This window comes from Azospirillum sp. UENF 111221 (genome assembly GCF_058780625.1).
This window is the reverse complement of record NZ_JBSNCH010000005.1, coordinates 938,458-962,474: the sequence shown is the minus strand read 5'-3', so window position 1 is coordinate 962,474 and position 24,017 is coordinate 938,458. Positions and strand designations below refer to the sequence as shown.

At 68.0% G+C, this 24,017-nt stretch carries 22 protein-coding genes and 3 pseudogenes; 17 read left to right on the top strand and 8 right to left on the bottom strand.

Going from position 1 to position 24,017, the window contains the following annotated elements:
* Positions 1-201 precede the first annotated feature (201 nt).
* Positions 202-1,548, top strand: a complete 1,347-nt coding sequence (gene oxlT / locus ACWPN3_RS18995) for an oxalate/formate MFS antiporter (protein ID WP_109096587.1) — start codon at positions 202-204, stop codon at positions 1,546-1,548.
* 81 nt (positions 1,549-1,629) lie between these two features.
* Here oxlT and ACWPN3_RS18990 read toward each other — a convergent pair whose 3' ends face one another.
* Complete coding sequence (locus tag ACWPN3_RS18990) at positions 1,630-1,863, bottom strand: hypothetical protein (RefSeq protein ID WP_109096588.1); 234 nt, start codon at positions 1,861-1,863, stop codon at positions 1,630-1,632.
* Positions 1,864-2,204: 341 nt separating this feature from the next.
* On the opposite strand from ACWPN3_RS18990, the gene ACWPN3_RS18985 reads away from it, so the two are divergent.
* Complete coding sequence (locus ACWPN3_RS18985; RefSeq protein WP_492240802.1) at positions 2,205-3,890, top strand: alpha-amylase family protein; 1,686 nt, start codon at positions 2,205-2,207, stop codon at positions 3,888-3,890.
* Here ACWPN3_RS18985 and ACWPN3_RS18980 read toward each other — a convergent pair.
* The gene (locus ACWPN3_RS18980) at positions 3,887-4,324 is read right to left on the bottom strand and encodes a winged helix-turn-helix transcriptional regulator (protein WP_492240801.1); all 438 of its coding nucleotides are present in this window, start codon (positions 4,322-4,324) and stop codon (positions 3,887-3,889) included. The two genes, ACWPN3_RS18985 and ACWPN3_RS18980, sit on opposite strands and share 4 nt — an antisense overlap.
* Before the next feature lie 125 nt (positions 4,325-4,449).
* Between ACWPN3_RS18980 and ACWPN3_RS18975 the strand changes: the two genes are divergently transcribed.
* Complete coding sequence (locus ACWPN3_RS18975; protein WP_492240800.1) at positions 4,450-5,061, top strand: NAD(P)-dependent oxidoreductase; 612 nt, start codon at positions 4,450-4,452, stop codon at positions 5,059-5,061.
* 123 nt (positions 5,062-5,184) lie between these two features.
* Positions 5,185-5,424: a hypothetical protein gene (locus ACWPN3_RS18970; protein ID WP_109096592.1), complete on the top strand. Its 240-nt coding sequence runs from the start codon at positions 5,185-5,187 to the stop codon at positions 5,422-5,424.
* A gap of 37 nt (positions 5,425-5,461) precedes the next feature.
* Here the strand turns inward: ACWPN3_RS18970 and mutL are convergent, their stop codons facing one another.
* Together mutL and ACWPN3_RS18960 are read right to left on the bottom strand one after the other, a co-directional pair.
* Positions 5,462-7,378: a DNA mismatch repair endonuclease MutL gene (gene mutL / locus ACWPN3_RS18965; protein ID WP_492240799.1), complete on the bottom strand. Its 1,917-nt coding sequence runs from the start codon at positions 7,376-7,378 to the stop codon at positions 5,462-5,464.
* A 61-nt stretch (positions 7,379-7,439) separates the two neighbouring features.
* The gene (locus ACWPN3_RS18960; protein ID WP_109096593.1) at positions 7,440-7,805 is read right to left on the bottom strand and encodes a hypothetical protein; all 366 of its coding nucleotides are present in this window, start codon (positions 7,803-7,805) and stop codon (positions 7,440-7,442) included.
* Positions 7,806-8,064: 259 nt separating this feature from the next.
* On the opposite strand from ACWPN3_RS18960, the gene ACWPN3_RS18955 reads away from it, so the two are divergent.
* Positions 8,065-9,282, top strand: coding sequence for a DUF3095 family protein (locus tag ACWPN3_RS18955; protein ID WP_492240798.1), 1,218 nt, complete (start codon positions 8,065-8,067; stop codon positions 9,280-9,282).
* Between the two features lie 9 nt (positions 9,283-9,291).
* Here the strand turns inward: ACWPN3_RS18955 and ACWPN3_RS18950 are convergent, their stop codons facing one another.
* Complete coding sequence (locus tag ACWPN3_RS18950) at positions 9,292-9,480, bottom strand: hypothetical protein (RefSeq protein ID WP_492261677.1); 189 nt, start codon at positions 9,478-9,480, stop codon at positions 9,292-9,294.
* Positions 9,481-9,713: 233 nt separating this feature from the next.
* Between ACWPN3_RS18950 and ACWPN3_RS18945 the strand changes: the two genes are divergently transcribed.
* Complete coding sequence (locus ACWPN3_RS18945) at positions 9,714-9,863, top strand: hypothetical protein (RefSeq protein ID WP_492261676.1); 150 nt, start codon at positions 9,714-9,716, stop codon at positions 9,861-9,863.
* Positions 9,864-10,123: 260 nt separating this feature from the next.
* Here the strand turns inward: ACWPN3_RS18945 and ACWPN3_RS18940 are convergent, their stop codons facing one another.
* A complete protein-coding gene (locus ACWPN3_RS18940; RefSeq protein ID WP_109096596.1) occupies positions 10,124-10,561 on the bottom strand; it encodes a YccF domain-containing protein in 438 nt (145 codons plus the stop codon).
* A gap of 266 nt (positions 10,562-10,827) precedes the next feature.
* Here ACWPN3_RS18940 and ACWPN3_RS18935 point away from each other — a divergent pair, with 266 nt between their 5' ends.
* Entirely contained in the window at positions 10,828-11,376 is a 549-nt protein-coding gene (locus ACWPN3_RS18935; protein ID WP_492261675.1) for a hypothetical protein, read from the top strand.
* A gap of 309 nt (positions 11,377-11,685) precedes the next feature.
* Positions 11,686-12,402 (top strand): alpha/beta fold hydrolase, encoded by a 717-nt coding sequence (locus ACWPN3_RS18930; protein ID WP_492240795.1) that lies wholly within the window; start codon positions 11,686-11,688, stop codon positions 12,400-12,402.
* A 10-nt stretch (positions 12,403-12,412) separates the two neighbouring features.
* Here ACWPN3_RS18930 and ACWPN3_RS18925 read toward each other — a convergent pair.
* Both ACWPN3_RS18925 and ACWPN3_RS18920 read right to left on the bottom strand, forming a co-directional pair.
* A pseudogene (locus ACWPN3_RS18925) lies at positions 12,413-13,085 on the bottom strand (LuxR C-terminal-related transcriptional regulator).
* A 325-nt stretch (positions 13,086-13,410) separates the two neighbouring features.
* Positions 13,411-14,091: a LuxR C-terminal-related transcriptional regulator gene (locus tag ACWPN3_RS18920; protein ID WP_492240794.1), complete on the bottom strand. Its 681-nt coding sequence runs from the start codon at positions 14,089-14,091 to the stop codon at positions 13,411-13,413.
* Between the two features lie 387 nt (positions 14,092-14,478).
* Between ACWPN3_RS18920 and ACWPN3_RS18915 the strand changes: the two are divergent.
* The 9 genes and pseudogenes from ACWPN3_RS18915 to ACWPN3_RS18875 form a co-directional block, all read left to right on the top strand.
* A pseudogene (locus tag ACWPN3_RS18915) lies at positions 14,479-16,026 on the top strand (ATP-dependent helicase); the annotation flags it as partial.
* Positions 16,027-16,183: 157 nt separating this feature from the next.
* Positions 16,184-16,531: pseudogene (locus ACWPN3_RS18910) on the top strand (3'-5' exonuclease); the annotation flags it as partial.
* Between the two features lie 302 nt (positions 16,532-16,833).
* The gene (locus tag ACWPN3_RS18905) at positions 16,834-17,013 is read left to right on the top strand and encodes a hypothetical protein (protein ID WP_492261674.1); all 180 of its coding nucleotides are present in this window, start codon (positions 16,834-16,836) and stop codon (positions 17,011-17,013) included.
* A gap of 178 nt (positions 17,014-17,191) precedes the next feature.
* Complete coding sequence (locus tag ACWPN3_RS18900; RefSeq protein WP_492240793.1) at positions 17,192-18,388, top strand: hypothetical protein; 1,197 nt, start codon at positions 17,192-17,194, stop codon at positions 18,386-18,388.
* A 120-nt stretch (positions 18,389-18,508) separates the two neighbouring features.
* Positions 18,509-19,399 carry a 50S ribosomal protein L11 methyltransferase gene (locus ACWPN3_RS18895; protein ID WP_492240792.1) on the top strand — a complete coding sequence of 297 codons (891 nt, stop codon included), beginning with the start codon at positions 18,509-18,511 and terminating at the stop codon, positions 19,397-19,399.
* 65 nt (positions 19,400-19,464) lie between these two features.
* Entirely contained in the window at positions 19,465-19,938 is a 474-nt protein-coding gene (locus ACWPN3_RS18890; RefSeq protein ID WP_109449146.1) for a tellurite resistance TerB family protein, read from the top strand.
* A 170-nt stretch (positions 19,939-20,108) separates the two neighbouring features.
* Positions 20,109-22,160, top strand: a complete 2,052-nt coding sequence (locus ACWPN3_RS18885; protein WP_492240791.1) for an aminopeptidase P family protein — start codon at positions 20,109-20,111, stop codon at positions 22,158-22,160.
* 245 nt (positions 22,161-22,405) lie between these two features.
* Entirely contained in the window at positions 22,406-22,771 is a 366-nt protein-coding gene (locus ACWPN3_RS18880; protein WP_012974572.1) for a chemotaxis response regulator CheY, read from the top strand.
* A gap of 113 nt (positions 22,772-22,884) precedes the next feature.
* Complete coding sequence (locus ACWPN3_RS18875; protein WP_492240790.1) at positions 22,885-23,973, top strand: protein phosphatase CheZ; 1,089 nt, start codon at positions 22,885-22,887, stop codon at positions 23,971-23,973.
* Positions 23,974-24,017: the final 44 nt, after the last annotated feature.

Sequence of the window (24,017 nt, the reverse complement as noted above, 5' to 3'; positions counted from 1 at the left end):
ACCAGATTACATATCTGGCATTCCTAAATCGGGACAATCGAACTCCGAGCGATTGTCGGCATCCGCGCCGAGTTCCGGAAAGGAACCGTCAGCAAGAGCGGTCCGTCCGGGTCATTCCGCAATCGTGATTGGCGTGCCGGTCCCCGGGAGAGGGGCCGTGCCGCCGGCTCAGGCAAGTTTAAGGGAGGCACGATGGCTCATATGAATTCACAACCGGCGGCGGAATCCGCGGCGCCGGTTTCCGATGCGGTCCGCTGGACGCAGATCGTCGTCGGCATCGTCTGCATGGTGGCGGCGGCCAACATCCAGTACGCCTGGACGCTGTTCGTCCCGGAAATCCAGGCGACCCATGGCTGGACGCGCGCATCGATCCAGACCGCCTTCACCATCTTCGTCGTCGTGCAGACCTGGCTGACGCCGATCGAGGGCTATTTCATCGACAAGTACGGCCCCAAGGTGATCGTTGCCGCCGGCGGCTTCTTCACCGGCCTGTCCTGGATCATCGACAGCTATGCCGGCACGCTCACCATGCTGTATGTCGGCTCGGCCATCGGCGGCATCGGCGTCGGCTGCGTCTACGCCACCTGCGTCAACAACGCGCTGAAGTGGTTCCCGGAAAAGCGCGGTCTGGCGGTCGGCCTGACGGCGGGCGGCTATGGCGCCGGTTCGGCCCTGACCATCCTGCCGATCTCGGCGATGATCCACAGCAGCGGCTACCAGTCGGCCTTCTTCTGGTTCGGCCTGGTGCAGGGCGCCATCATCATCTGCGCCGCGCTGTTCCTGCGCATGCCGCAGAAGGAGCAGGTCAAGGCCTCGACCAAGGTCGCCCAGACCCGCCGCGACTACACGCTCAGCGAAGCCATCCGCACCCCGGTGTTCTGGGTGATGTGGGCGATGTTCATCGGCACCGTCACCGGCGGCCTGATGGCTGTGGCCCAGCTGGGCGTCATCGCCCACGATCTGGGTGTGAAGGAAGCCCCGGTCAGCGTCTTCGGCCTGACCATGGCGGCTCTGCCCTTCGCCCTGATGCTCGACCGCGTGATGAACGGCATCTCGCGTCCGCTGTTCGGCTTCATCTCGGATCACATCGGCCGTGAGGCGACCATGTTCGTCGCCTTCACCCTGGAAGGCGTCGGCATCATCATGCTGAGCCGTTTCGGCCACGACCCGATGATGTTCCTGATCCTCAGCGGCATGGTCTTCCTGGCCTGGGGCGAAGTGTACAGCCTGTTCAGCGCCACCTCGGCCGACACCTTCGGCACCAAGCATGCCGGCAAGATCTACGGCGTCCTCTACTGCGCCAAGGGTGTCGCCGCCCTGCTGGTCCCGCTGGGCAACCTGCTGATGGAAGCCACCGGCACCTGGGCGACCGTGCTGTACGTCACCGCCACCATGGATCTGACCGCCGCGGCCTGTGCGCTGTTGGTCCTGAAGCCGATGCTGGCCCGGCACCATGCCCGGAACGAGGAGCTGGCACGCCGCGCCGAACATGGCGATGCAGCCCGCGCCGTTCCTGTCGGGGCCGCCGCCGGCACCGCCAACGGGTAAGGCGCAGTCGGGGGGCTTCGCTCGGAAGACTGACTGACGGATGCGGGCCGGGATGTGCGAGAGCACCCCGGTCCGCATCGTTCATTCGATCCAGAAGGGCCGGTCCTTGGCCTTGCCGGGTTTGCCTTCGGAATTGTTTTCGGTCTGGGCCGCCTGCTGGAAGCGGTCGGAGGAGAACAGGATGCCCGGCTCCTCTTCGGTCTCGTCCTTCTCCGGCTCGATGACGGTGAAGCCGCCGCGGCCGCTGGCCATGTAGACGGCGTGGCCGATCATGCCGGTCAGCGCGAGGAACAGAAGGGCCTGGGTCTCGATCATGGCGGAAACGTCCTTATCGGGAGGGGAGGGGCGTCGACAGGAACAAAAGCGACAGAAACAAAGGCGATAGGAACAACAGGGCACGAGGCCAAACGGCATCCCTCGCGGGCAGCGGGTGCCCACGGTGACGGTTCAGTCATGCTGTACTGCAACATAAGCAGGCCGGCATGCTACCGCAAAAAGTTTTGCATACCAGATGCCGGATGCCTGACCTGCAACTTTGCCGCAGGCGCACCCACCACCGAAGGGCGGTTTGCCCCGCAACCAAAGTGGCCTTGCCGCTGTTCCCCGCTTGTCCTCCCCGCATCGGGCCGGGGACAGGGCATCGCGATGGAGCGGCCATGATCCGGGACCTCTGGTACAAGAATGCGGTGATCTATAATCTGTCGCTGTCGACCTTCATGGACGCCAACGGCGACGGCGTCGGCGATTTCCAGGGGCTGCTGCGCCGGCTGGACTATCTGCACGGACTGGGGGTGACCTGCCTGTGGCTGGGGCCGTTCCAGACCTCGCCGATGAAGGACGACGGCTACGACGTCGCGGATTACTACAACGTCGATCCGCGTTACGGCACGCTGGGCGACTTCGTCGAGTTCACCCATGCCTGCGAACAGCGCGGCATCCGGGTGATCATCGATCTGGTGATCAACCACACCTCCGACCAGCATCCCTGGTTCAAGGCTGCCCGCAGCGATCCCGAGAGCAAATATCGCGACTGGTATGTCTGGTCGGACAAGAAGCCGGAGAATGCCGACCAGGGCATGGTCTTTCCCGGCGTGCAGAAATCGACCTGGACCTATGACCGCGAAGCCAAGGCCTGGTACTTCCACCGCTTCTACAAATTCCAGCCCGACCTGAACACCGCCAATCCGGAGGTGCATGCCGAGCTGCTGAAGATCATGGGCTTCTGGATCCAGCTGGGCGTCGCCGGATTCCGCATGGACGCCGTGCCCTTCATCATCGCGGAGAAGGGGGCGGACGTCACCGAGCCGAAGGAGCAGTTCGGCATGCTGCGCAGCTTCCGCGAGTTCGTGCAGTGGCGGCGCGGCGACGCCATGCTGCTGGCCGAGGCCAACATCCTGCCGGAGGACGACCTGCACTATTTCGGCAGCGATGGCGACCGCTGCCACATGATGTTCAATTTCCAGGTCAACCAGCATCTGTTCTATGCGCTGGCGACCGCCGACACCGGGCCGCTCGCCAAGGCGCTGGAGGTGACGAAGCCGCGGCCGGCAACCGCCCAATGGGGCACCTTCCTGCGCAACCACGACGAACTCGACCTGGGCCGGCTGACCGAGGAGCAACGGCAGGCGGTGTTCGCCGCCTTCGGGCCGGACAAGTCGATGCAGCTCTATGACCGCGGCATCCGCCGGCGGCTGGCGCCGATGCTGAACGCCGACCGGCGGCGGATCGAGCTGGCCTACAGCCTGATGTTCACCCTGCCGGGGACGCCGGTCATCCGCTATGGCGACGAGATCGGCATGGGCGACGACCTGTCGCTGCCTGAACGGAACTGCGCCCGCACGCCGATGCAATGGTCGGACGAGCCGCATGGCGGCTTCACCAAGTCCGACGATCCGGAAACTCCGGTGATCGGCGGCGGTGTCTTCGGCTATGAACGGATCAACGCCGCCTTCCAGCGCCGCGACCCGCAATCGCTGCTGAACTGGACCGAGCGCATCATCCGCATGCGCAAGGAGTGTCCGGAAATCGGCTGGGGCGATTTCCAAATCCTGAAGACCGGCCGGCCGGAGGTGCTGGCCCTGCGCTACGACTGGCGGAACAACGGGGTGGTCGTCCTGCACAACCTGTCGGACAAGCCCTGCGAGATCGTGCTGGACGTGGACGGCCATGGCGAGGGCTGCCGGCTGGTCAACCTGCTGTCGGAAGACCACAGCGAGCCCGACGCGAAGGGCCGTCACCATCTGGTGATGGAGGCCTATGGCTATCGCTGGTTCCGGGTCGGCGGGCTGGATTATCTGCTGCGGCGGACGGAGGGGGACGGCAAGCCCGGCGAGGAGGTTTAGGCGACGTCCAGCCGCACCGGAGCGTCGTCCTCGCTGCGGTCATAGGCGGCGCGGGCTTCCAGCATCTGCGCGATGTGGGTCTCGGCCCACATCCGCAGCGGCACCAGCGTTTCGGCCAGGGTGGCGCCCAGCGGGGTGATCGAATATTCGACGGTGACCGGCACGGTGGCGAAAGCCCTGCGGCTGACCAGCCCGTCGCGCTCCAGGCTTTTCAGGGTCTGCGACAGCATCTTCTGCGAGATGCCCTCGATCTCGCGGCGCAGCTGGTTGAAACGCATCGGCCCGCTTTCCAGCAATCCCAGGATCAGCACCGTCCATTTGTCGGCGATCCGGTCCAGCGCCTGGCGCGTCGGACAGGCGGAGGCATAGGCGTCGGGCAACTGGTCCATTTCCGACGGCCGCTTGCCGCCCAGCCCCAGCAAGGTCCTGTCCATCCGCATCCACTCCCAGGCCGGCGGTTACATGCAAGTGACCATGTCACGAAAAGGTGCCTTCTTTACACCAGATTTCCAAAACGGCATCAAGTCACTATTGGAAACCTAGTCAGAGGACATCCGCCATGAACGTCGCCATCATCGGTGCCGCCGGCCGTGCCGGCAGCCGCATCCAGGCCGAACTGCTCCGCCGCGGCCACAGCGTCACCGCCATCGTCCGCGATCCGGCCAAGGTTGCCGCCGCCTCCGGCCTGACGGTGAAGGCCGGCGATGCCAACGACGCGGAAACGCTCGCCCCGCTGCTGGCCGGCCATGACGCGGTGGTCAGCGCCGTGATGTTCCTGATGGGCGATGCCGACAGCCTGATCGGCGCGGTGAAGACCTCCGGCGTGCCGCGCTATCTGGTGGTTGGCGGCGCCGGCAGCCTGGAGGTGGCGCCGGGCGTGCGCGTTCTCGACCTGCCGGAATTCCCCGAGATCTACAAGGCCGAGGCCACCAAGGGCGCCGAGTTCCTCGACCGGCTGAAGGGCGAGCCGACCCTGAACTGGACTTTCCTGTCGCCGTCGGCCGAGTTCGTGCTGGGCGAGCGGACGGGCAAGTTCCGGGTGGGGGCCGACGGGCTGCTGGCGGACGAAACCGGCCGCAGCTGGATTTCCTACGAGGACTTCGCGGTGGCTCTGGTCGACGAGATCGAGACGCCGAAGCACGAGCGCAAGCGCTTTACGGTGGGGTACTGATCACGTCCGGGGTATCTCTCCAGTAGGTTGTCCGGAGCAGGGGGCTGCAATCTTCCATTATCCTCCCATGTCTTCGGCAAGGGCAGATCAAGCCCGGCTAGACAAGACATGGGAAGGAACGGAATGGCTCTGATCCCCTGCGCCGCCTGCGGCCACACGATCTCCACCGAAGCTCCATCCTGCCCGTCCTGCGGACACCCTGGGGCGACCATGTCGAAGGGAGGCCGCGAGGGGATGGCACGGATCGCCGGGACTGTCGCCGGCTCCTACATCTCGGCGCAGATGCTGGCCAGCATCATCGTCGGCTCGGTCGCCATCGTCAGCTTTGCCGCCATCATGATCGCGGTGATCCTGAAGGGGTGAGTTCCGGCAACCGGGGGCCGGCAGCGGAACTGCCGGTCTACCTCCTCCCGAACAGCCTTTCGATGTCCGCCAGCTTCAACTCCACATAGGTCGGCCGCCCGTGGTTGCACTGCCCGCTGTGCGGGGTTGCCTCCATCTGGCGCAGCAGGGCGTTCATCTCGTCGACACTCAGCGTGCGGCCGGCGCGGACGGAGCCATGGCAGGCCATCGTCGCGCAGACCTCTTCCAGCCGCTCTTTCAGCGACAGGGCGTCGCCAAGTTCGGACAGTTCTTCGGCAAGGTCGCGGATCAGGTTCTTCACGTCGGACTGGCCGAGCAGGGCCGGGACCTCGCGCACCATGACGCAGCCGTGGCCAAAGCCCTCGATCACCAGACCGAGTTCGGCCAGTTCGGCGCTGCGGGCGAGCAGGCGGTTGGCGGACGGCTCGTCCAGCTCGATCAGTTCCGGGATCAGCAGGGCTTGGCGCTTCACCCCGCCTTCCAGCAAGGCGGTCTTCATCCGCTCATAGACCAGCCGTTCATGGGCGGCGTGCTGGTCGACGATGACGATGCCCTCGCGGGTCTGCGCCACGATGTAGGTGGTGTGGACCTGCGCCCGCGCCGCACCCAACGGGTGGCTGTCGGGTGGCAGCTCGGGCTTGTGGGCGGCCGGGTCGGGGGCGCGGTATTCCGGCGGGCGGGCCGCAGGGGCGAAGCCGTTGCCGAAGCCGCTGAGGCGGCCTTGCAGCGGCGGCAGTCCCGACTGGGTCGGCGCCTGGAAGGCGGCGGAGCGCTCCGCCAGACCGCGCGGCACGGATGTGGGCGTATAGGAGCCGCCCCAACCGCCCCCGCTCGACCCGCCGCCGGATCGGCCGTAGGGAAGGGGCGAGGGGGTGAAGCCGCTGTCGGTGTCGCCGGCAGGTTCCGGCCGCAGGGCGCCCAGCGTGGCGAGACCGACGGTGGTGGAGGCGCGGTGTCCGGCCTCGGCCAGCGCGTGTTTCAGCGAGCCGACGATCAGGCCGCGCACCAGACCCTGGTCGCGGAAACGCACCTCGGCCTTGGCCGGGTGGACGTTCACGTCGACCTCCTGCGGGTCGATGTCGAGGAACAGCGCCAGCATCGGGTGGCGGTCGCGCGGCAGGAAATCGGCGTAGGCGGCGCGCACCGCCCCCACCATAAGCTTGTCGCGCACCGGGCGGCCGTTGACGAACAGGTGCTGATGCTTGGCGGTTGGGCGGTGCAAGGTCGGCAGGCCGATCCAGCCGGCCAGCGACACGCCTTCGCGCTCCGCCGTCACCGGAACGGCGTTCTCCTGGAAATCGCGGCCCATCAGGGCGCCCAGCCGGGTCAGCCGGGCGTCCAGCAAATCGCCCTGTGCCGCACTCAGCCGCAGGCCGCCGCGCCCGCCGTCGCTGAGCGTGAAGGCGACGCCGGGATGGGCCATCGCCAGCCGTTCCAGGCAATCGGCGATGTGGTCGTATTCGGTGCGCGATGCCTTGAGGAATTTCAGCCGGGCCGGCACGGCGGCGAACAGGTCGCGCACCTCGATCCGCGTGCCCTGGGCCAGCGCCGCCGGTTGCGGCGATCCCTTGGCACCGGCATCGACCGTCAGGCTCCAGGCGCTGTCGGCGTCGCGGGCGCGGCTGGTGATGGTCAGGCAGCTGACGGCGCCGATGGAGGGCAGCGCCTCCCCGCGGAAGCCGAGAGAGCGGATGTCGAGCAGGTCGTCGCTCGGCAGCTTGGAGGTGGCGTGGCGTTCGACCGCCAGCGCCAACTCGTCCGGCGTCATGCCGCAGCCGTCGTCGGTGACGGCGATCAGCGACTTGCCACCGTCGCGCGCCACCACGTCGATGCGGGTGGCGCCGGCATCGATGGCGTTCTCCACCAACTCCTTCACGGCGGCGGCGGGACGCTCGACCACCTCGCCGGCGGCGATGCGGTTGACGAGCGTTTCAGGAAGAAGACGGATCGGCATGCGCATAGATATAGGGGCTGCCGACCGCCGACACCACCATCTTCGGGCGGCGCCGTATGCGTTACAGACCCTTCAGGGCCTTCATGTAGTCGACCAGCTTGCGCTCGTAGAAGGGCTGCGGCGGCTGGTAGCGGGCGACGAGGCCGGCCTCCTCGGTCAGCTTCACCACGAGGCCCATGCAGGACACGTCCACCGGATCGCCGCCGATGTCGAACTGCAGGCGGAAATCGAACTTCTGCTTGGCGATCAGGTCGCCGTCATAGGGACGGATGCGGAAGGAGCCGATGACGAACTCCTCCGGCACATATTCATGGTGATCGATGACGATCTTCGGCGGGGTGGAGGGGCGCTCCCTGCGCGGTTCGGCTGCGGACTTCGCGCCGCCCGGCTCTTTGTTGCCTCCAGAGAATTTCGACAGCCAAGACATGAAGAGCGACGTCCTCTTGTTCCGAAACCCTGAAACCATACCGACATATTCAGACAGTTTTGGGGGCACATCGTTTAACAACGGTTAATGACGTAAGCATTCGTTACGGCCCGGTAATTTTCCTGCCTGCACTGCGCATTGGCGATGCCCGCTTCCCCGATGGGGCCGTGACTTTCGGGGTTCCCCCTTGCTGCCGCTTCGTCCGCGGTCATGCTATGCTTCGACCTCGTCAAGTTGCCGCCTGTTGGGGGGAACCGCCATGCAATTGTTGCCGGTGATTCGCGATTTCGCCGCGGAGGCGTCGGATCCTGGGCGTTACGCCGCGCTCGACGGGGGGTGGTCGCTGGCGGTTGCCGACGTCACCGGCAGCACGCAGCTTGCCGAGAAGGGACGTCATCGCGACGTGAATTTCGTCGCCGCCGGGGTGGTCGCGGTGCTGTCCGACGCGGTGCGCATCGGGCAGGAGCCGGCCGCCTGCCAGTTCGGTGGCGACGGCGCCATCGCCGCGGTGCCGCCGGGGCGGGAGGATGGGGCGCGGGCGGCGCTGTCGGCACTCGCCCACTGGTCGGCGGAGGTGATGGACGTGCCGCTGCGCGTCGGGCTGGTGCCGGTGCAGGCGCTGCTCGACCAGGGGCTGGAGGTGATGGCGGCGCTGCACGATGTCGGCAACGGCAACAGTTTCGGCCTGTTCCTCGGTGCCGGGGTGGTGGCGGCCGATGCCTGGGTGAAGGAGGATGCGCGCTGGCGCCTGCCGCCGCAGCAGGGTCCGTTGCCCGGGCTGGAGTCGGTCTCCTGCCGCTGGAACCCGGTGCCGCCGCGGCGCGGAACCGTGCTGTGCGTGATCGTCGATGCGGTCGATCCGGGAGCCGCGGGGCTGCTGGAGCTTGCCCGCGTCCAGAGCGCCATCGAGGCCATCGTGCCCACCGTCGGGGCTGCACCGCTGGGGGTTGGGGAACGGCTGGAGGCGCGCTGGCCGCCGGACTGGCGCTCCCTGCTGATGGAGGCGCGCGGCGGCCGGTCCGGCGCCGGTCTTGGGCCAAGTCTGGGCACGCGCGTCCGGCGGGTGGGCACGGCGTTGGCCGGGTCGGGACTGCTGGTCCTGCTGCTTAGGCTGGGCCTGTCGCTGGGCAATTTCGATCCGCAGCGCTACCGCCGCCACATGGCGGAGCGCACCGATTTCCGCAAATCGGCCGGCGGGCCGCGGCTGGTGCTGGACGTGACGGAGGGGGAGGCCGACGCCATCGAGACGCTGCTGGCCCAGGCGGCGCAGGCCGGCTCGATCCGTTACGGCACCGCGCGGGCCGATGCGACCACCGTCACCTGTCTGGTCGGCGACGTGACGGCCGACCGTCATGTGCATTTCGTCGATGGGGCCGGGCTGGGCTTCTGGCGCGCCTCGGTCATGCTGAAGGCGATGAAGGCGCGGGAAAAGGCGGGGCAGGCGACGGAACCGGAGCCCGCCGCCGCCCTGTCGTGACCGAGCCGGTCAGGCGGTGATGTCGACGCCCTGCGAACCGCGCGGCGTCAGGCTGGCGAACAGGCTCTGCGCGCCGGAGATATCGCCGGAACCGAGCGAACTGCTCAGGCTGGCGAGATTCTTCTTGAGCGTGCCCAGGAAGTCGGTGGAGCCGCTGTCGTCGTCTCCGCTGTCGCTGTCGGAGGCGCTCTTCAGCATATCCGACAGAGCCGACAGCGAAGTCCTGGGCGCCCGACACGTCGCCGGACTGCAAGGACTGGGCGAGGCTGCCGACGGTGCTGCGCAGCTCGTCGAATCCGCCCTCGCCGCCCGGCGGCGGACCGTTCGGCGGCGGGCCGCCCGCTCCGCCGGGACCTCCGCCTGGACCGCCGGCACCATCCGGACCGCCGCTGGGCGGGCCGTTCTTGGACATCGCCTGCTGGACCTGGCCGATGTCGCCGCTCTTCAGCGCCTCTCCCACGCTGGACAGCAGCTTCGACAGCGGGTCCTTTCCGGTGCTGGCACTGGTGGTTGATGACCCGCTGCTCGACCCGCTGCTGCCGCCCTGCTTGTCGGACTGCAGCTTCGACAGGGAGTCGTAGGCGGACTGGACGGCGGTCATGTCGCCGGACTCCACCGCCTTCTTCAAGCTGTCGATGCCCTCGCGGATCTCTTTACCCGGCCCTTGGGGCCGCTGATAGGTCTGGCCGACGGCCGACGCACTCACCATGGATACCGACATGGCACTCTCCAACGGATAGCCTCACAAGAGGCAGTACGGGAGAGGCGTGGGACTCCTGCGCACCGGAATGCGGGGGCCGTGCGGTTTCGATAAAATTGTCGGAAATGCCTCAGTCGGGGATCAGATGCGGCCGGTCACCCGCCGTTCGACGCCATCCGACGGCACAATCTCGGTTCCGACCGGCCACAGCGCCAACAGCGCAAGCTTCAGATGCGCCCAGGCGAAGGGCAGGCCGATGATGGTGATGGCAAGCCCCACCGCCGCGACCAGATGGCCGAGCGCCAGCCACCAGCCGGCCAGCACGAACCACACGATGTTGCCGATGAAGCCGAGCGCGCCGGTGCCCATGTCTTCGCGCCCGCGGAACTCATCCCGGCGCACGGCGGTTTGTCCAAAGGGAAGCAGGGTGTAATGGGCGATGGTCAGGGCGGACCGGGCCCAGGGCAGGCCGATGATGGACAAGGCCATCAAAACCGCGGCCAGCACCCAGCCGAGCGCCATCCAGATGCCGCCCGTGACCAGCCAGAGCAGATTGAGGAGAAGACTGAGCAGAGGCATGACAGGAACCCTCCCTTTCGCCGCAGATGTGGGGATGCTCATACGGTGCGCCTAGAGGTGGGCCGGACAGATATCGGCAGATGCGAAGATGGGGCACCCCGTCCGGCGGCGCGAAAGAGGGGGAGCCTCATGCCATCCATGCCTTGAACCGGATCCGTACGGTCCACAGATCCGAATCAGGCATCATCGACGACGCATCCGGACGGGCCCATTGCCGGCAGCACCGCCGGCGGGCCGCCTTCCGGATCACACGGATCGGAGGCCGCATGAACGAGGCTTTGAACACCGACACCGGCGCCGACGCGCCGAACATGCCGGCCGAGGGCAAATCGCTCTCGCCGGTGGTCGCCGCCATCCTCGGCACCGCCGTCGCGGCTGCGGCCAAGCGCGGCGGCAATGGCGACGTGGTCCGCGGACTGATCGCGGGTCTGCGCATCCTGCGCGCTACCGTCGAGGAAGAGGCCGGCTACACCATGGCCGCCGCCGTCGACAACGCCATCCGCACCCGCCTGCTGGCCGACAACCTGTCGCGCCTGCGCGTCAGCGGAGAAAAGCCGAAGGCTGTCCCGCTGCCGGATCCCGGACCGGGCGCCAGCGCCGCCGCCGCCATTTTCGAGAGCGCGGCGGAATCCTGCCTGACCGTCAACGCCCATGCGGAGGACAACGGGCCGCTGGAGACCGCAGTCTTCGCCTTCACCGCACAGTTGCTGCAACAGCTGGGTGGAGCGCCGGAATGGCGCAGCCTGGTCGGCGAACTGCGCCGCCCCCTGGCGGTCGCCCCCGACCCCGAAGGCGAGGAGGTGACGCTGCACTGACCGGACGCCGTACCGGTTGACTCGGCCAGTGGTTGGGCCAGTGGTCGGACCGGTGATGGGCCGGTGATCGGCAGGCCGACCGCCTGTGATCGAAAGCGGACGGCAGCCGGTCGGCAAGTCATGGAATTTGCTTTGCTTTTGTCGTGTTTCGATGGTGGCTGAAACCTTTTGCGGGCAGGGTGGGGTTTTGGCCCCTTTTCAGGGTTTTGCCCGATTTATCGAACGGGACGACTTCGGTTCGGCATCGTTACGGTTGGGTTCGGCGGTGGGACGGTCCCATCGCGGAACGCCACCATCGGGGATCCGACCGTGTTCTTTCACACCCAGCCTTCCACCGTCCGTGCCGGACGGGCTGACACCGCCCGCTGTCCGGTGAACGGTCTGACCGCGGACGGGGTGGGTGCTGCATGGATCGGCGACCGCACGGCCGACCGTGCCGGCGATCCATCCGGGCGGCGGGTGATCTTCCTTCATCCCGGCAAGGGGGCGTGGTGGCGCCTGCTGGACAATGTTCCGGCGGGGCAGGAATGGCTGACCGTGCCGGCTGCCGCCGGAGCGGCGATGCTCTCGCCGGTGCTGGGCCCGCTGCTGGTGGAGCGTGGCGGGCGCCGGCCGGTTCTGGTCGCCGGTGCGGTGACGGCGCCGCTCGCCATCGCCGCGGCGCTGGATTTCCCGAAACAGGTCGGCGGCGTGATGATCGTCGACGATGTCGGCGCCGAATCGCCGATGCGGCGGCGCTGGAACGCGCTCGCCGCCTGTTTCGGCCGGCCGTTGCCGCCGATGCCGACGGGTGATCTCGGGGACCTCGAATCCGAATTGCCGGCGGTGCGGGTGCCGGTGACCCTGATGCAGGGCAGCGAACCGGCCGGGCTGTTCACGCGGCTCGAAAGCGGGCTGACGGGGTGCCGCACCCTGACGGTCGTCGCCGTGTCCGACGCCGCCGCCATCCGCCCGCGCACCCATGCGGCCGAACTGCGCGGCGCCCTGCTGGCGCTGGTCTCCGCCGTGGAGCGGGCGCAGCGGTAGGGCGGGGGCCTTACAGGCTCTGCGCGGTCAGCGCGGCCTGGGTGCGGTTGCGGACGCCGAGATGCCGCAGGATGGCGGTGACATGGACCTTCACCGTGCCTTCGGTCAGCCCCAGCTCATGGGCGATCTGCTTGTTCGACTTGCCGTCGCGCAGCCGGGCGAGGACGTCGCGCTGACGCGGCGTCAACTGGTCGCCGTTGGCATTGCCCATCCCGGCATTGTCGTCCATCGCCTCGCCGGAACCGTGCCCGCCATAGCCGCCATGCGTCTGCTCGACACGGTCGGCGCCGCGGATGGCCTGTTCGGGAAGATAGAATTCCGCCTGCGAGCACCAGTTGCAAGGCGCCCAGCAGGACCTTGGCGCTGGAGGATTTCGGGATATAGCCGGCAGCGCCGTTTTCCAGGGCCGCCAGCAGGTCGGACCGCTTTTCCGACCCCGACACCACCACCAGAAGCGCCTTCGGCAGGTTGACATGGATGTCGCCGAGGGCCGAGAAGCCGGTCCAGCCGGGCATCCCCAGATCGAGCAGGATCAGGTCGAACGGTCTGGTGCCGTCGCAGAGTGCCCGCACCTCGTCATAGGTGCTCGCCTCGAAAAACGTCATGTCGGCGTCGAATTGCGCCAGGAGTCGGCGCAGACCGTCTCGGAACAGCAGGTGATCGTCGGCGATCAGCACGTTCATCGCGGGCATTTCCAGAAGGTTGCGGCAATCTCACGCCGGGATGGCGTCATCGGCCCGCAGTTCACATAAGCACGTCCATTCTCACGCTGTAGTTCGCTTTTGGTCTTAGACCGCTTCCTCTATGCCTGCCGTCTTCGCCGGCCATGGGTCTCTGGGCTTTGCCGCGTGTTGCCCGGACGGCCTGCAGAAACGGAAGCGTGCTGCAAAAGGCGACGTCCCGCTCCGCCGGCCGCCTGCCCCGGATGGAAGGGGCGGACGGCCGGGACGGAAGGCGGGCGGGGCCTTTCGGCAGAGCGGTATACCGATCCGTCGGATCGGGCGGCAATCAGACGGTGGCGGCGACGCCGGCTTCCGCGGCCTGGTCGCCGATGCCGTTGTTCAGCGCCCAGATGGCGGCCTGGGTGCGGTTGGAGGCGTTGATCTTGCGCAGCAGGCTCTTCAGGTGAACCTTCACGGTGGCTTCCGTGATGCTCAGATGGTTGGCGATCATCTTGTTGCTGTTGCCATTCAGCAGGCAGCGCAGGATCTGCACCTCGCGCTGCGACAGGCCCTTGCGGCGGGTCGGCAGTTCGGCGCCCATGTCCTCGGTGCGACCGCTGACCAGCAGCTCGGCGAGGTGGGTCGGGAACACCTTCTCGCCCATCATCACCAGCTTCAGCGACTGCATCAGCGCCTCGCAGGCGATGTCCTTCAGCAGGTAGCCGCCGGCGCCGGCGCCGAGCGCGGCCGACAGGCGGCGGGTTTCCAGGTCGTTGGTCAGGATCACGATCCGGATCGACGGGTGAGCTTCGCGCAGGCTGCGCATCGCCTCGACTTCCTCGTCGGCGCCGCTCGGCAGGTCGACGAGGATCAGGTCCGGGTTCCGGCCGGTCCCGAGCGTCGACAGACCCTCGCGCAGGCTGCCGGCCTCGCCGACGACGTTGAAGGGGGTGCCTTCGAACAGACGCTTCATGCCCTCACGGAAAAGCTTGTTGGCATCGATGAGGAAAACGTTGATGGCATCCATGGTCTCAGCCCGCCTTTTGTTCCGTTCCGATCAAAGTGGCGCCGGGTGGCGCTTCGGAGGCATCCCCGACCTTCCGCTCCTGCGTCCGGTCCGCTCCCCTCAGGGTTCGGGGGTGCCTCCTTGTGATCCATAGATACCCCCGATTTGCGCCGCGCAAAATTTCGCTTAGGTAAATTTCGCGTCGAGCAATGGGCATATGCCGTAAGCCTGGATAAGACAAGAAGAGGACATAATGGAGTTTGCCCTGGTCGGGTGGAATAACTGTCTGTGACAGAAAAGGGGAAATCGTTAACGGTCGTGCCGTGACTTCGTAAGGACACTGAATGATAGTGTTGGGTGACTTTCCTGACGAAGGGCCTCAGCTGGGCAGAACTACGTCATCGCCCGATGGTTGGAGTCCTATATCCCGGAAATTTGCCATTAGGCATAAGCCTGGCTGTGCCGCTCTCCGTCGCCGGGCGGGGTAGGCCGCCATCGACGGGGGTCGTGCCGGGGCGTTCTGTGCTGTATACGTTCCAGCCGCGACAGAGCATTCGCACGCTCGACCCGATTTTTCAGTCCATTCCCTTTCGTCCATCCCCAGGCCGGGACGCCATGTCAGACGCTTATGATGATGATCCGTTGAGCCACGCCGCTCCCGCCGCCGGTCCCGCTTCGGGATTCCCGGCGGCAGCGCAGCGCTTCGCCTATCTGGACGGGCTCAACCCGACACAGCGGGCGGCGGTCGAGGCTCTGGACGGACCGGTCCTGGTGCTGGCCGGCGCCGGCACCGGCAAGACCCGGGTGCTGACCACCCGGCTGGCCCATCTGCTGATGACGCGCCGCGCCGCCGCCTTCCAGATCCTGGCGGTGACCTTCACCAACAAGGCCGCCCGCGAGATGCGCGAGCGTGTCGGCCATCTGATGGGGATCGAACCGGAGGGCTGGTGGCTCGGCACCTTCCATGCGCTGGCCGCCCGAATCCTGCGCCGCCATGCCGAGCTGGTCGGGCTGAAGTCGAACTTCACCATCCTCGACACCGACGATCAGGTGCGCCTGATCAAGCAACTGCTGCAAGCCGAGAACATCGATTCCAAGAAGTGGCCGCCCCGCCAGGTGCTGGGCGCCATCGAGCGCTGGAAGGACCGCGGCCTGACGCCCGACCGGCTCGGCGACGCCGACGGCGGCGATGTGGCGGGCGGCCGGGTGGTGGCGATCTACCGCGCCTATCAGGAGCGCCTGCGCACCCTGAACGCCTGCGATTTCGGCGATCTGCTGCTGCACAACCTCGCCATCTTCCAGAACCATCCGGACGTGCTGGCGGAATATCACCGGAAGTTCAAATATCTGCTGGTCGACGAGTATCAGGATACCAACGTCGCGCAGTATCTGTGGCTGCGGATCCTGTCGCAGGCGCACAAGAATATCTGCTGCGTCGGCGACGAGGACCAGTCGATCTACGCCTGGCGTGGTGCCGAGATCGGCAACATCCTGCGCTTCGAGACCGACTTCCCCGGTGCGACCATCGTCAAGCTGGAACAGAACTACCGCTCCACCGGCCATATCCTGGCGGCGGCCTCCGGTCTGATCGCCAACAACCAGGGCCGTCTCGGCAAGACGCTGTGGACCGAGGCTGACGGCGGCGAGCCGGTCAAGGTCAAGGCGGTGTGGGACGGCGAGGAGGAGGCGCGCTGGGTCGGCGAGGAGATCGAGACCCTCCAGCGCAAGGGCACCTCCCTGGCGCAGATCGCCGTGCTGGTCCGCGCCGGCTTCCAGACCCGCGAGTTCGAGGAACGCTTCATCACGCTCGGCCTGCCTTACAAGGTGCTGGGCGGCCCGCGCTTCTACGAGCGGCAGGAAATCCGCGATGCGCTGGCCTATTTCCGTGTCGTCAATTCCGGCGACGACGATCTGGCCTTTGAGCGCATCGTCAATCTGCCCAAGCGCGGCGTCGGTCCAGCGGCGATGCAGAGCCTCTACACCGCCGCCCGCGCCCGCGGGCTGTCGCTGACCGAAGCCGGCTGGGCGCTGACCGAGAACGGACGAGCTGAAGCCGAAGCTGCGCGCCACCCTGCGCGGGCTGTTGCAGGATGTCTTCCGCTGGCGGACGCTGATGGCGACGGTGCCGCACACCGAGCTTGCCCGCACCGTCCTGGACGAGTCCGGCTACACCCGCATGTGGCAGGAGGACAAGACACCGGAGGCTCCCGGCCGGCTGGAGAACCTGAAGGAACTGATCACCGCCATGGCGGAGTTCGAGAACCTGCCGGGCTTCCTGGAACATGTCGCGCTGGTGATGGAGAATGCCGAGGCCGCCGGCATCGAGCAGGTGACGGTGATGACCCTGCACGGCGCCAAGGGGCTGGAGTTCGACCATGTCTTCCTGCCGGGATGGGAGGAGGGCGTGTTCCCCAACCAGCGCGCGCTGGACGAGACCGGCATCGCCGGGCTGGAGGAGGAGCGGCGGCTGGCCTATGTCGGCCTGACCCGTGCGCGCCGCCGTGCCTATGTCAGCCATGCCGCCAACCGCCGGCTCTACGGTAACTGGGTCAGCGCCATCCCATCCCCAATTCGTCGAGGAGATCCCGCAGGACAATGTCGAGGCCGAGGCGGCCAACGGCCTGTTCGCCGGCAGCGGCGGCGGGCGCGGCGGTTTCGGTGGCGGGGCGGGGGGCTACGGGGCCGGCGGCTTCCAGTTCCGCGGCTCCACCCGCCAGGCGCCCGCGCCCAAGAACGATCACGCTGGACCAGGGCGCCTATGCGGTGGCGCCGCGGCCCCGGCCCGATGCGCCCTTCGCCGAGGGCGCGCGTGTCTTCCACCAGAAATTCGGCTACGGCACCGTGGTCGGCGTGTCGGAGGACAAGCTGGAGATCGACTTCGACCATTCCGGCAACAAGAAGGTGATGGACAGCTTCGTCGTCCCCGCCGACAAGGCGGGCTGAGTCACAATGCCTGCCCGCCGACAAGGCGGGCCGGCCCTAGGCTGCGCCCGCCGGCAAGACGGGCTATGCCGGGACACGGCACTGTGGACGGCTTGCCGCACTGTGACGGCCGTCACAGCCGCAGCAGCCGCAGCCGCCCAAGATCGCAGCGGTGCAACGGAGCCGGAGGCCAACCACCGTGTTCGGAACGGGCAGCGTCAGTTACGAGGTTCAGAGCCGCCGCGAAGGCCGTTGGCGCATCGAGGGGGCCTATACCGACCAGGAGTCGGCGCTGTCGGCCGCCCGCTCGCAACTGGCGGCGACGGGCGTGGAAGAGGCGAAGGTGGTGAAGTTCCGCACCGTCGCCGGCCTGTCGCTGGAAACGGTGATCCTGCACAAGACGGTGCCCCAGACCCAGCGCAAGGGCCTGACCCTGGGTGGCACTGCGGAGGGTGCGCCCTTCTGCCGCACGCCGGACGACCTGCGCGGGTTCGAGAGCCGGGTGGTGATCGGTCGGCTGCTGCGCCCCTATCTGGATGCCCAGCGCATCACCCCGACCGAGCTGCTGCATTCCTGGCCGCTGTTCCGCCGGCTGGAGGAGCAGGGGGCGTTGCTGGGCGCCGCCATCCATGCCGCCGCCCGTCACCATGCCGAGATCCATGGTGTTTCCCACGCCGCGCGTGCCCGCGAGTTGCGCCAACTGGTGGAGGCGGTAACCGGGGCTGCCCGCGACGCCCTGGCGGAACGGCGCCGGCTGCCGCACTTTAACGCCGCCGACCTGCCGGGCACCAGCAGCGCCATCGACGAAGCGGTCGGGCATGAGGGCCATGACTCGCTGTTCCTCGTGCTGCTGTCCCAGCATCTGGAGGCCGGCGGTCCGCTCGCCGGGAAGCTGGACATACTGCTGGCGTTGATCGGCGACGATGTCGAGCCACGGCATCTGGTCCTGCTCGACGGCGTGATCGCCGACATCATGGGGTCCGCCGACACGGTCAAGGAACTGCTGGGCGCGCAGCCGAGCCTGCATGCCGGGCTCTGCGCCCTTGCCGACGCCCTGTTCGACCGCGATCCCGACCCGGCGCTGGCGACGATGGCCCCCTCGTTGCGCCGGGTCTGCCGCCTTGCCCTGGAGGGCCGCCTGCCGCAGAGCCGGGCCGTCCTTGTGGAGCGCCTGCGCCAGAGCATCGCCGGCGACCAGCCGCTCGACCGCCGCGATGCCAAGGTGGAGACGGTGCTGACCCATGACCTTGCCGCCCGGTTGAAGGGGGCGGACGGCGCGACGCTCGGCGGAGCGGCCATGGAAAAGGCGCTGGAGCGCCGCCTGCTGCGCCATCGCCAGTCGGTCCTGCGCGCCCAGGGCATGCATGACATCGCCGACCGGCTGGCAGGTCGTTAGAAGGACTGTCGCTAAGGGTTTTCCTCGAAACGGGACGGGCTCCGGAATCCTTGGTCTCTTTCGGGCTTGATGCTAAAAACGCCGCTTCTGTTCTCGCGTCGTCGTCGGAAAGCCCCTGTCATGTCGCAAACCCCGCTCTGGCGCATCGCGCTGGTCGTTCCCGAAGCCCATGCGCCCGCCTTTGCCGAAGCCGTGGGCGACCATGCCGATGCGGTGTCGACCTTTGAACTTGAGGAAGGCGGCAACTGGCTGGTGGAGGCGACCCTGTACGGCGCCCCGGACGAGGCGCGTTTGCAGTCGCGCGTCGCCGTGCTGGCCAAGGCCCTGGGCATCGAGGAGCCGCGGCTGGCTGTCGAGAACCTGCCGCCGATCGACTGGGTGTCGCACAGCTACCAGGGCTTCCCGCCAATTCGTGCCGGGCGCTTCTTCGTCCACGGCTCCCACCATGAGGGCATCGTGCCGGCCGGCAGCATCCCGCTGCTGGTCGATGCCGCCACCGCTTTCGGCACCGGCGAGCATGGCTCGACCAATGGCTGCCTCCAGGCGCTCGACCGGCTGTCGCGCCACCTGAAGCTGCCGCGCGGCGGCCGGCGCGGCGCGCTCGACATGGGCTGCGGCTCGGGCATCCTGGCGCTGGCCGTTGCCAAGCGCTGGCGCGTGCCGGTGACGGCGGTCGACATCGACCCGGAGGCGGTGCGCGTCACCCGCATCAACGCGGCGCTGAACGGGCAGAAAGGCATGATCCGCTCCCAGGGCGGCGACGGCTATCACACCCGCATCGTCGGCCGGCACAAGCCCTACACCCTGATCACCGCCAACATCCTGGCCCGCCCGCTGTCGCGCATGGCGCCGCAGCTGCGCCGCCACCTGAAGAAGGGTGGTTATGCCGTGCTGGCCGGCCTGCTGAACCGCCAGGAACGCCACGTCATCCAGGCTCACCGCAACCAGGGCCTGCGGCTGGTCGCGCGCATCCCGGTTGGGGAATGGACCACTCTTGTGGTGAAGCGTTGAAACCAAAGGGCCGTGATGCGACTTCCCATAGGGACGATGTTCCGACACGTTTCTGGGGAGCAACCATGCTGAACCGCATCCGGTCCTTGTTCACGGGCGAGCATGACGGCGCCGAGCCGGGTGAGGACGCCCTGCAGGCCGCCGCCGCCGCCCTGATGGTCGAGGCCGCGCGTACCGACGACACCATCTCCGAGGCCGAGCGCGACCGCATCCTGTCGGTCGTCCGCCGCCATTTCAAACTGAGCGAGGAAGAGGCGCAGGACCTGCTGTCCGCCGCGGTGTTCGACACCGAGGACGTCTCGCCCTATCTCCGCTACGTCAGCGTCATCATGGACCGCTGCCCGCCCGGCCACCGCCTTTGGATCATCGAGATGCTGTGGGAGGTCGCCTACGCCGACGGCGTGCTGAACGATCTGGAATCGAGCCTGCTGCGCCGGATCGGCGGCCTGCTGCACATCTCCGACGTCGAGCGTGGCGAGGCCCGCAAGCGCGTGCTGGCGCGCCTGGGGCTGCCGGACGACGCCGGGCTGCCGGTGTGACGGATCGGGTGGAAGCCGGAACCGCGCTTCCATCCCAACCGGCCCATCCCGACCGGGCCACTCCAACCGGCCCACTCCAACCGGCATAGCCACCACCCCGCCGCTTGCGCAGGGCCGGCGGGGTGCCTAGCCTGTGTCCACAGGATTCACTCTTCCGAGGAACAGGTTCCGTGCCCAGCGCGATTCCCTCCGCTGCCTATCGCGGCGACGACGCCCTTGCGACCCTGCTGACCGAGGCCGGGACCGGCCGGTCTCCCGCCGATGTCCGCGCGCTGCTGGCCGGCGTGCTGGCGGCGCCGGAGGGAGAGGAACCCGCCGCCTGGGCCGTCCTGGTTGGCGAAAACCTCCCGCCGGCCCTGAGCGAACAACTCCACGCGCTGAAAGCGCAGCTCGCCGCCGAGGCGCCGACGGCCAATCCCGGCCCGGCGCAGCGGCTGGACGATCTGCGCGCCGCGCTGAAGCGCCGTGACCTCGACGGCTTCATCGTGCCGCGCGGCGACGAGCATCAGGGCGAATATGTGCCGCCGCGCGCCCAGCGGCTGGGCTGGCTGACCGGCTTCACCGGATCGGCCGGCAACGCGGTGGTGACAGCCGACCGTGCCGCGATCTTCGTCGATGGCCGCTATACCCTGCAGGTCCGCAGCGAGGTGCCTGCCGACCTGTACGAGTACAGGCATCTGATCGAGGACCCTCTGGCCGACTGGATCGTCGCGGCGCTGCCCGAAGGCGGACGCTTCGGCTTCGATCCCTGGCTGCACACCATCGGCTGGGTGGAGAAGACCCGCGCCGCCCTGGAGCGCGCCGGCATCCTGCTGGTGGCGTGCGAGGACAACCCGCTCGATTCGGTGTGGCAGGGGCAGCCGCCGGCGCCGCTTACCCCCGTGGTGCCGCAGGACGAGGCCTTCGCCGGCGAAAGCTCCGCCGACAAGCGGGCGCGGCTGGCCGACGAGCTGGGGCAGAAGGGCATCGCCGCCGCCGTGCTGACCCAGCCGGACAGCATCGCCTGGCTGCTGAACATCCGCGGCGCCGACGTGCCCTGCACGCCGCTGCCGCTGTCCTTCGCCATCCTGTCCGCCGATGCGTCGGTGGAGCTGTTTCTCGACCCGCGCAAGCTGGCGCCGCAGACCCGCGCCCATCTGGGCAATCGGGTGCAGGTGCGGCCGGTCGAGGAGTTCGGCGCCGCGCTCGACGCCGTCGCCCGCGGTTCCGCCCGCGTGCTGGCCGACCCGACCTGCACCTCGGCCTGGATCGTCGACCGGCTGCATCTGGCCGGCGCCAGGGTGGAGCGCGACGGCGACCCCTGCGCCCTGCCCAAGGCCTGCAAGAACGCGGCGGAACTGGACGGCACCCGCGCCGCCCATGTCCGCGACGGCGCCGCCCTCGTCCGCTTCCTGCACTGGTTCTCCGAAGAGGCGCCGAAGGGCACGCTGACCGAACTGGCGGTGGTGGAGCGGCTGCTGGCCTGCCGGCGCGAGAACGAGCGCTTCCGCGGCGTCAGCTTCGACACCATCGCCGGGGCCGGGCCGAACGGCGCCATCGTCCATTACCGGGTGACGCCGGAGACCGACCGCCGGCTGGAGCCGGGCAGCCTGTTCCTGCTGGACAGCGGCGCCCAGTATCTGGACGGCACCACCGACGTCACCCGCACGCTGGCGGTCGGCGAGCCCGACCCGGCGATGGCGGCGGAGATGCGCGACCGCTTCACCCGTGTGCTCAAGGGCCACATCGCCCTGTCCACCGCGCGCTTCCCGCGCGGCACCACCGGCTCGCAGCTGGACGTGCTGGCTCGGCTGCCGCTGTGGCAGGCGGGGCTGGACTATGACCACGGCACCGGCCATGGCGTCGGCAGCTTCCTGTCGGTGCATGAGGGGCCGCAGCGGGTGTCGAAGGTCGGCAACACCGTCGCCTTGCAGCCGGGCATGATCCTGTCCAACGAGCCCGGCTATTACAAGACCGGCGCCTATGGCATCCGCATCGAGAACCTGATCGTCGTCCAGCCGGTGGAGCCGGAAGGCGAATTGGCGGGCGCGGAGCGCCCGATGCTGGAGTTCGAGCCGCTGACCCTGGTGCCGATCGACCGTGCGCTGATCGAGCGGCCGCTGCTGAGCGATGCCGAGGCCGCCTGGGTCGATGCCTATCATGCAAACGTGCGCGAGTCGCTGTCGCCGCTGCTCGACGAAGCGGCCCGCCGCTGGCTGGATCGGGCGACCGCACCCCTGTGAACCGAGCGGGCGGCTGTATCAAATTGCGGCTTGGGGCTGGGGGCGCCCCTGATTCCGCAAGATGTTGCCGCCCGTGGTAACACGTTCTTTACTCAGCTGCTTCAGTGTGACCCAAGGGGATGACTTTTGGCGGCAGTTAGGGCACTACAGTCGGCATCACTTCCCGGATTACGGCGCAGCCCCCGCGCCGGGTGGGCGTAACGGCCGGTCAGACACCGGCAACGGATTATTGCGGAGACGTCTAGATGAAGATCCTCGTCGTCGATGATTACGCCACCATGCGGCGCATCGTGCGGAACCTGTTGACCCAGATCGGCTACACCGACATCGACGAGGCCGGCGACGGCGTGTCGGCGCTGGCGAAGCTGCGTGAGAGCAAGTTCGGCCTCATCATCTCCGACTGGAACATGGAGCCGATGACCGGCTTGCAGCTCCTGAAGGAAATCCGCGCGGACGCGAAGCTGGCGGCGACGCCCTTCATCATGGTCACCGCCGAGAGCAAGACCGAGAACGTCATCGCCGCCAAGCAGGCCGGCGTGAACAACTACATCGTCAAGCCCTTCAATGCCGACACGCTGAAGCAAAAGATCCAGGCCGTCATCGGCGGCTGATCTTCGGGCTTAGCGATGTGGGGTAGCAAGGACGGCACCCGCCGTCCGGCGCCCGGTTCGGCCGCCCGGGTCAGCAGGGCGGCCGGCTGATCCAGTTTGGGGAGTGGACCGGTTTGGAGCAGCTTCCGCAGCTGTCCGATGAAGAGTTCGAGCAGATCGAGGACGCCATTGCCCGATCGGCGAAGGGCAGGGCATTCCTGCGGCGGCTCCACCGGCGGTCCCTCGGGGCCGCGACGGAGGAAGTGCGCGCCATGCTGCAGGAGTTCCGCGACTCCTGGAGCCGGCAGAACGAAGCGGTGGAGGCCGGCAAGCATGTCGGCGTTCTGCGCCGCGAGCTGATGGAAATGGCCGCCTCGATCGAGCAGGCGAGGCGGGAGGTGGCGGCGCTGCGTCCCCCCGACGGGTCGGGCGACAAGATTCTGTCGGCGACCAACGAGCTGGACGCCATCGTCATCTCCACCGAACGTGCGTCCTTTGAAATCCTGAACGCCGCCGAGCGGCTGATGGATCTGTCGGGCAAGCTGCGGGCCGGCGGCGCCGATCCGGCGATCTGCAGCGATATCGACACCCAGGTGAACGACATCTTCACCGCCTGTTCGTTCCAGGATCTGACCGGCCAGCGCACCAGCAAGGTCGTCAACGCGCTCCGCTACATCGAACAGCGCGTCATGGCCATGATCAGCATCTGGGGCGAGGACGGGCTGGCCGGCATCATGGTCAAGGAAGAGCAGACGGACACCCGTCCGGATGCCCATCTGCTGAACGGTCCGCAATTGGATGGCCATGGCGTCAGCCAGGCCGATGTCGACAGCATGTTCGACAGTCCGGCTCCGGCCGCTCCGCCGCCACCGCCGCCGCCGGCACCGGCGCCGGTGCAGTCGAGCCAGGCCGACATCGACAGCATGTTCGACGCGCCCACCCCCGCTGCGGCACCCGCGGCTGCTCCGGTCAAGGCCAGCCAGGCGGACATCGACAGCATGTTCGATGCTCCGGCGCCGGCAGCCGCCCCCGCGGTGGCGAGCCAGTCCGGTATCGACAGCATGTTCGATGCGCCCGCTCCCGCGAAGAAGCCGGTTCCGAAGCCGCCGGGCGCCGCCCCGAAGGCAAAGGCCGCCTCCAAGCCCGCCCCGCCCCCGCCGCCCGCGGCGGCGGAACCGCCGCCCCCGCTGGATCAGGCGGCCATCGACGCCCTGTTCGGGTAAGGGCCGGCCGCAAGCCGGCGGCTTACGAACCGACAGCCTGTGCC

What these genes read in the sequence shown, in the direction of transcription:
- oxlT (WP_109096587.1), top strand. Translation starts at nt 202, where the DNA reads ATGAATTCACAACCGGCGGCGGAATCCGCGGCGCCGGTTTCCGATGCG.
- ACWPN3_RS18990 (WP_109096588.1), bottom strand. Translation starts at nt 1,863, where the DNA reads ATGATCGAGACCCAGGCCCTTCTGTTCCTCGCGCTGACCGGCATGATC.
- ACWPN3_RS18985 (WP_492240802.1), top strand. Translation starts at nt 2,205, where the DNA reads ATGATCCGGGACCTCTGGTACAAGAATGCGGTGATCTATAATCTGTCG.
- ACWPN3_RS18980 (WP_492240801.1), bottom strand. Translation starts at nt 4,324, where the DNA reads ATGGACAGGACCTTGCTGGGGCTGGGCGGCAAGCGGCCGTCGGAAATG.
- ACWPN3_RS18975 (WP_492240800.1), top strand. Translation starts at nt 4,450, where the DNA reads ATGAACGTCGCCATCATCGGTGCCGCCGGCCGTGCCGGCAGCCGCATC.
- ACWPN3_RS18970 (WP_109096592.1), top strand. Translation starts at nt 5,185, where the DNA reads ATGGCTCTGATCCCCTGCGCCGCCTGCGGCCACACGATCTCCACCGAA.
- mutL (WP_492240799.1), bottom strand. Translation starts at nt 7,378, where the DNA reads ATGCCGATCCGTCTTCTTCCTGAAACGCTCGTCAACCGCATCGCCGCC.
- ACWPN3_RS18960 (WP_109096593.1), bottom strand. Translation starts at nt 7,805, where the DNA reads ATGTCTTGGCTGTCGAAATTCTCTGGAGGCAACAAAGAGCCGGGCGGC.
- ACWPN3_RS18955 (WP_492240798.1), top strand. Translation starts at nt 8,065, where the DNA reads ATGCAATTGTTGCCGGTGATTCGCGATTTCGCCGCGGAGGCGTCGGAT.
- ACWPN3_RS18950 (WP_492261677.1), bottom strand. Translation starts at nt 9,480, where the DNA reads ATGCTGAAGAGCGCCTCCGACAGCGACAGCGGAGACGACGACAGCGGC.
- ACWPN3_RS18945 (WP_492261676.1), top strand. Translation starts at nt 9,714, where the DNA reads ATGTCGCCGCTCTTCAGCGCCTCTCCCACGCTGGACAGCAGCTTCGAC.
- ACWPN3_RS18940 (WP_109096596.1), bottom strand. Translation starts at nt 10,561, where the DNA reads ATGCCTCTGCTCAGTCTTCTCCTCAATCTGCTCTGGCTGGTCACGGGC.
- ACWPN3_RS18935 (WP_492261675.1), top strand. Translation starts at nt 10,828, where the DNA reads ATGAACGAGGCTTTGAACACCGACACCGGCGCCGACGCGCCGAACATG.
- ACWPN3_RS18920 (WP_492240794.1), bottom strand. Translation starts at nt 14,091, where the DNA reads ATGGATGCCATCAACGTTTTCCTCATCGATGCCAACAAGCTTTTCCGT.
- ACWPN3_RS18895 (WP_492240792.1), top strand. Translation starts at nt 18,509, where the DNA reads ATGTCGCAAACCCCGCTCTGGCGCATCGCGCTGGTCGTTCCCGAAGCC.
- ACWPN3_RS18890 (WP_109449146.1), top strand. Translation starts at nt 19,465, where the DNA reads ATGCTGAACCGCATCCGGTCCTTGTTCACGGGCGAGCATGACGGCGCC.
- ACWPN3_RS18880 (WP_012974572.1), top strand. Translation starts at nt 22,406, where the DNA reads ATGAAGATCCTCGTCGTCGATGATTACGCCACCATGCGGCGCATCGTG.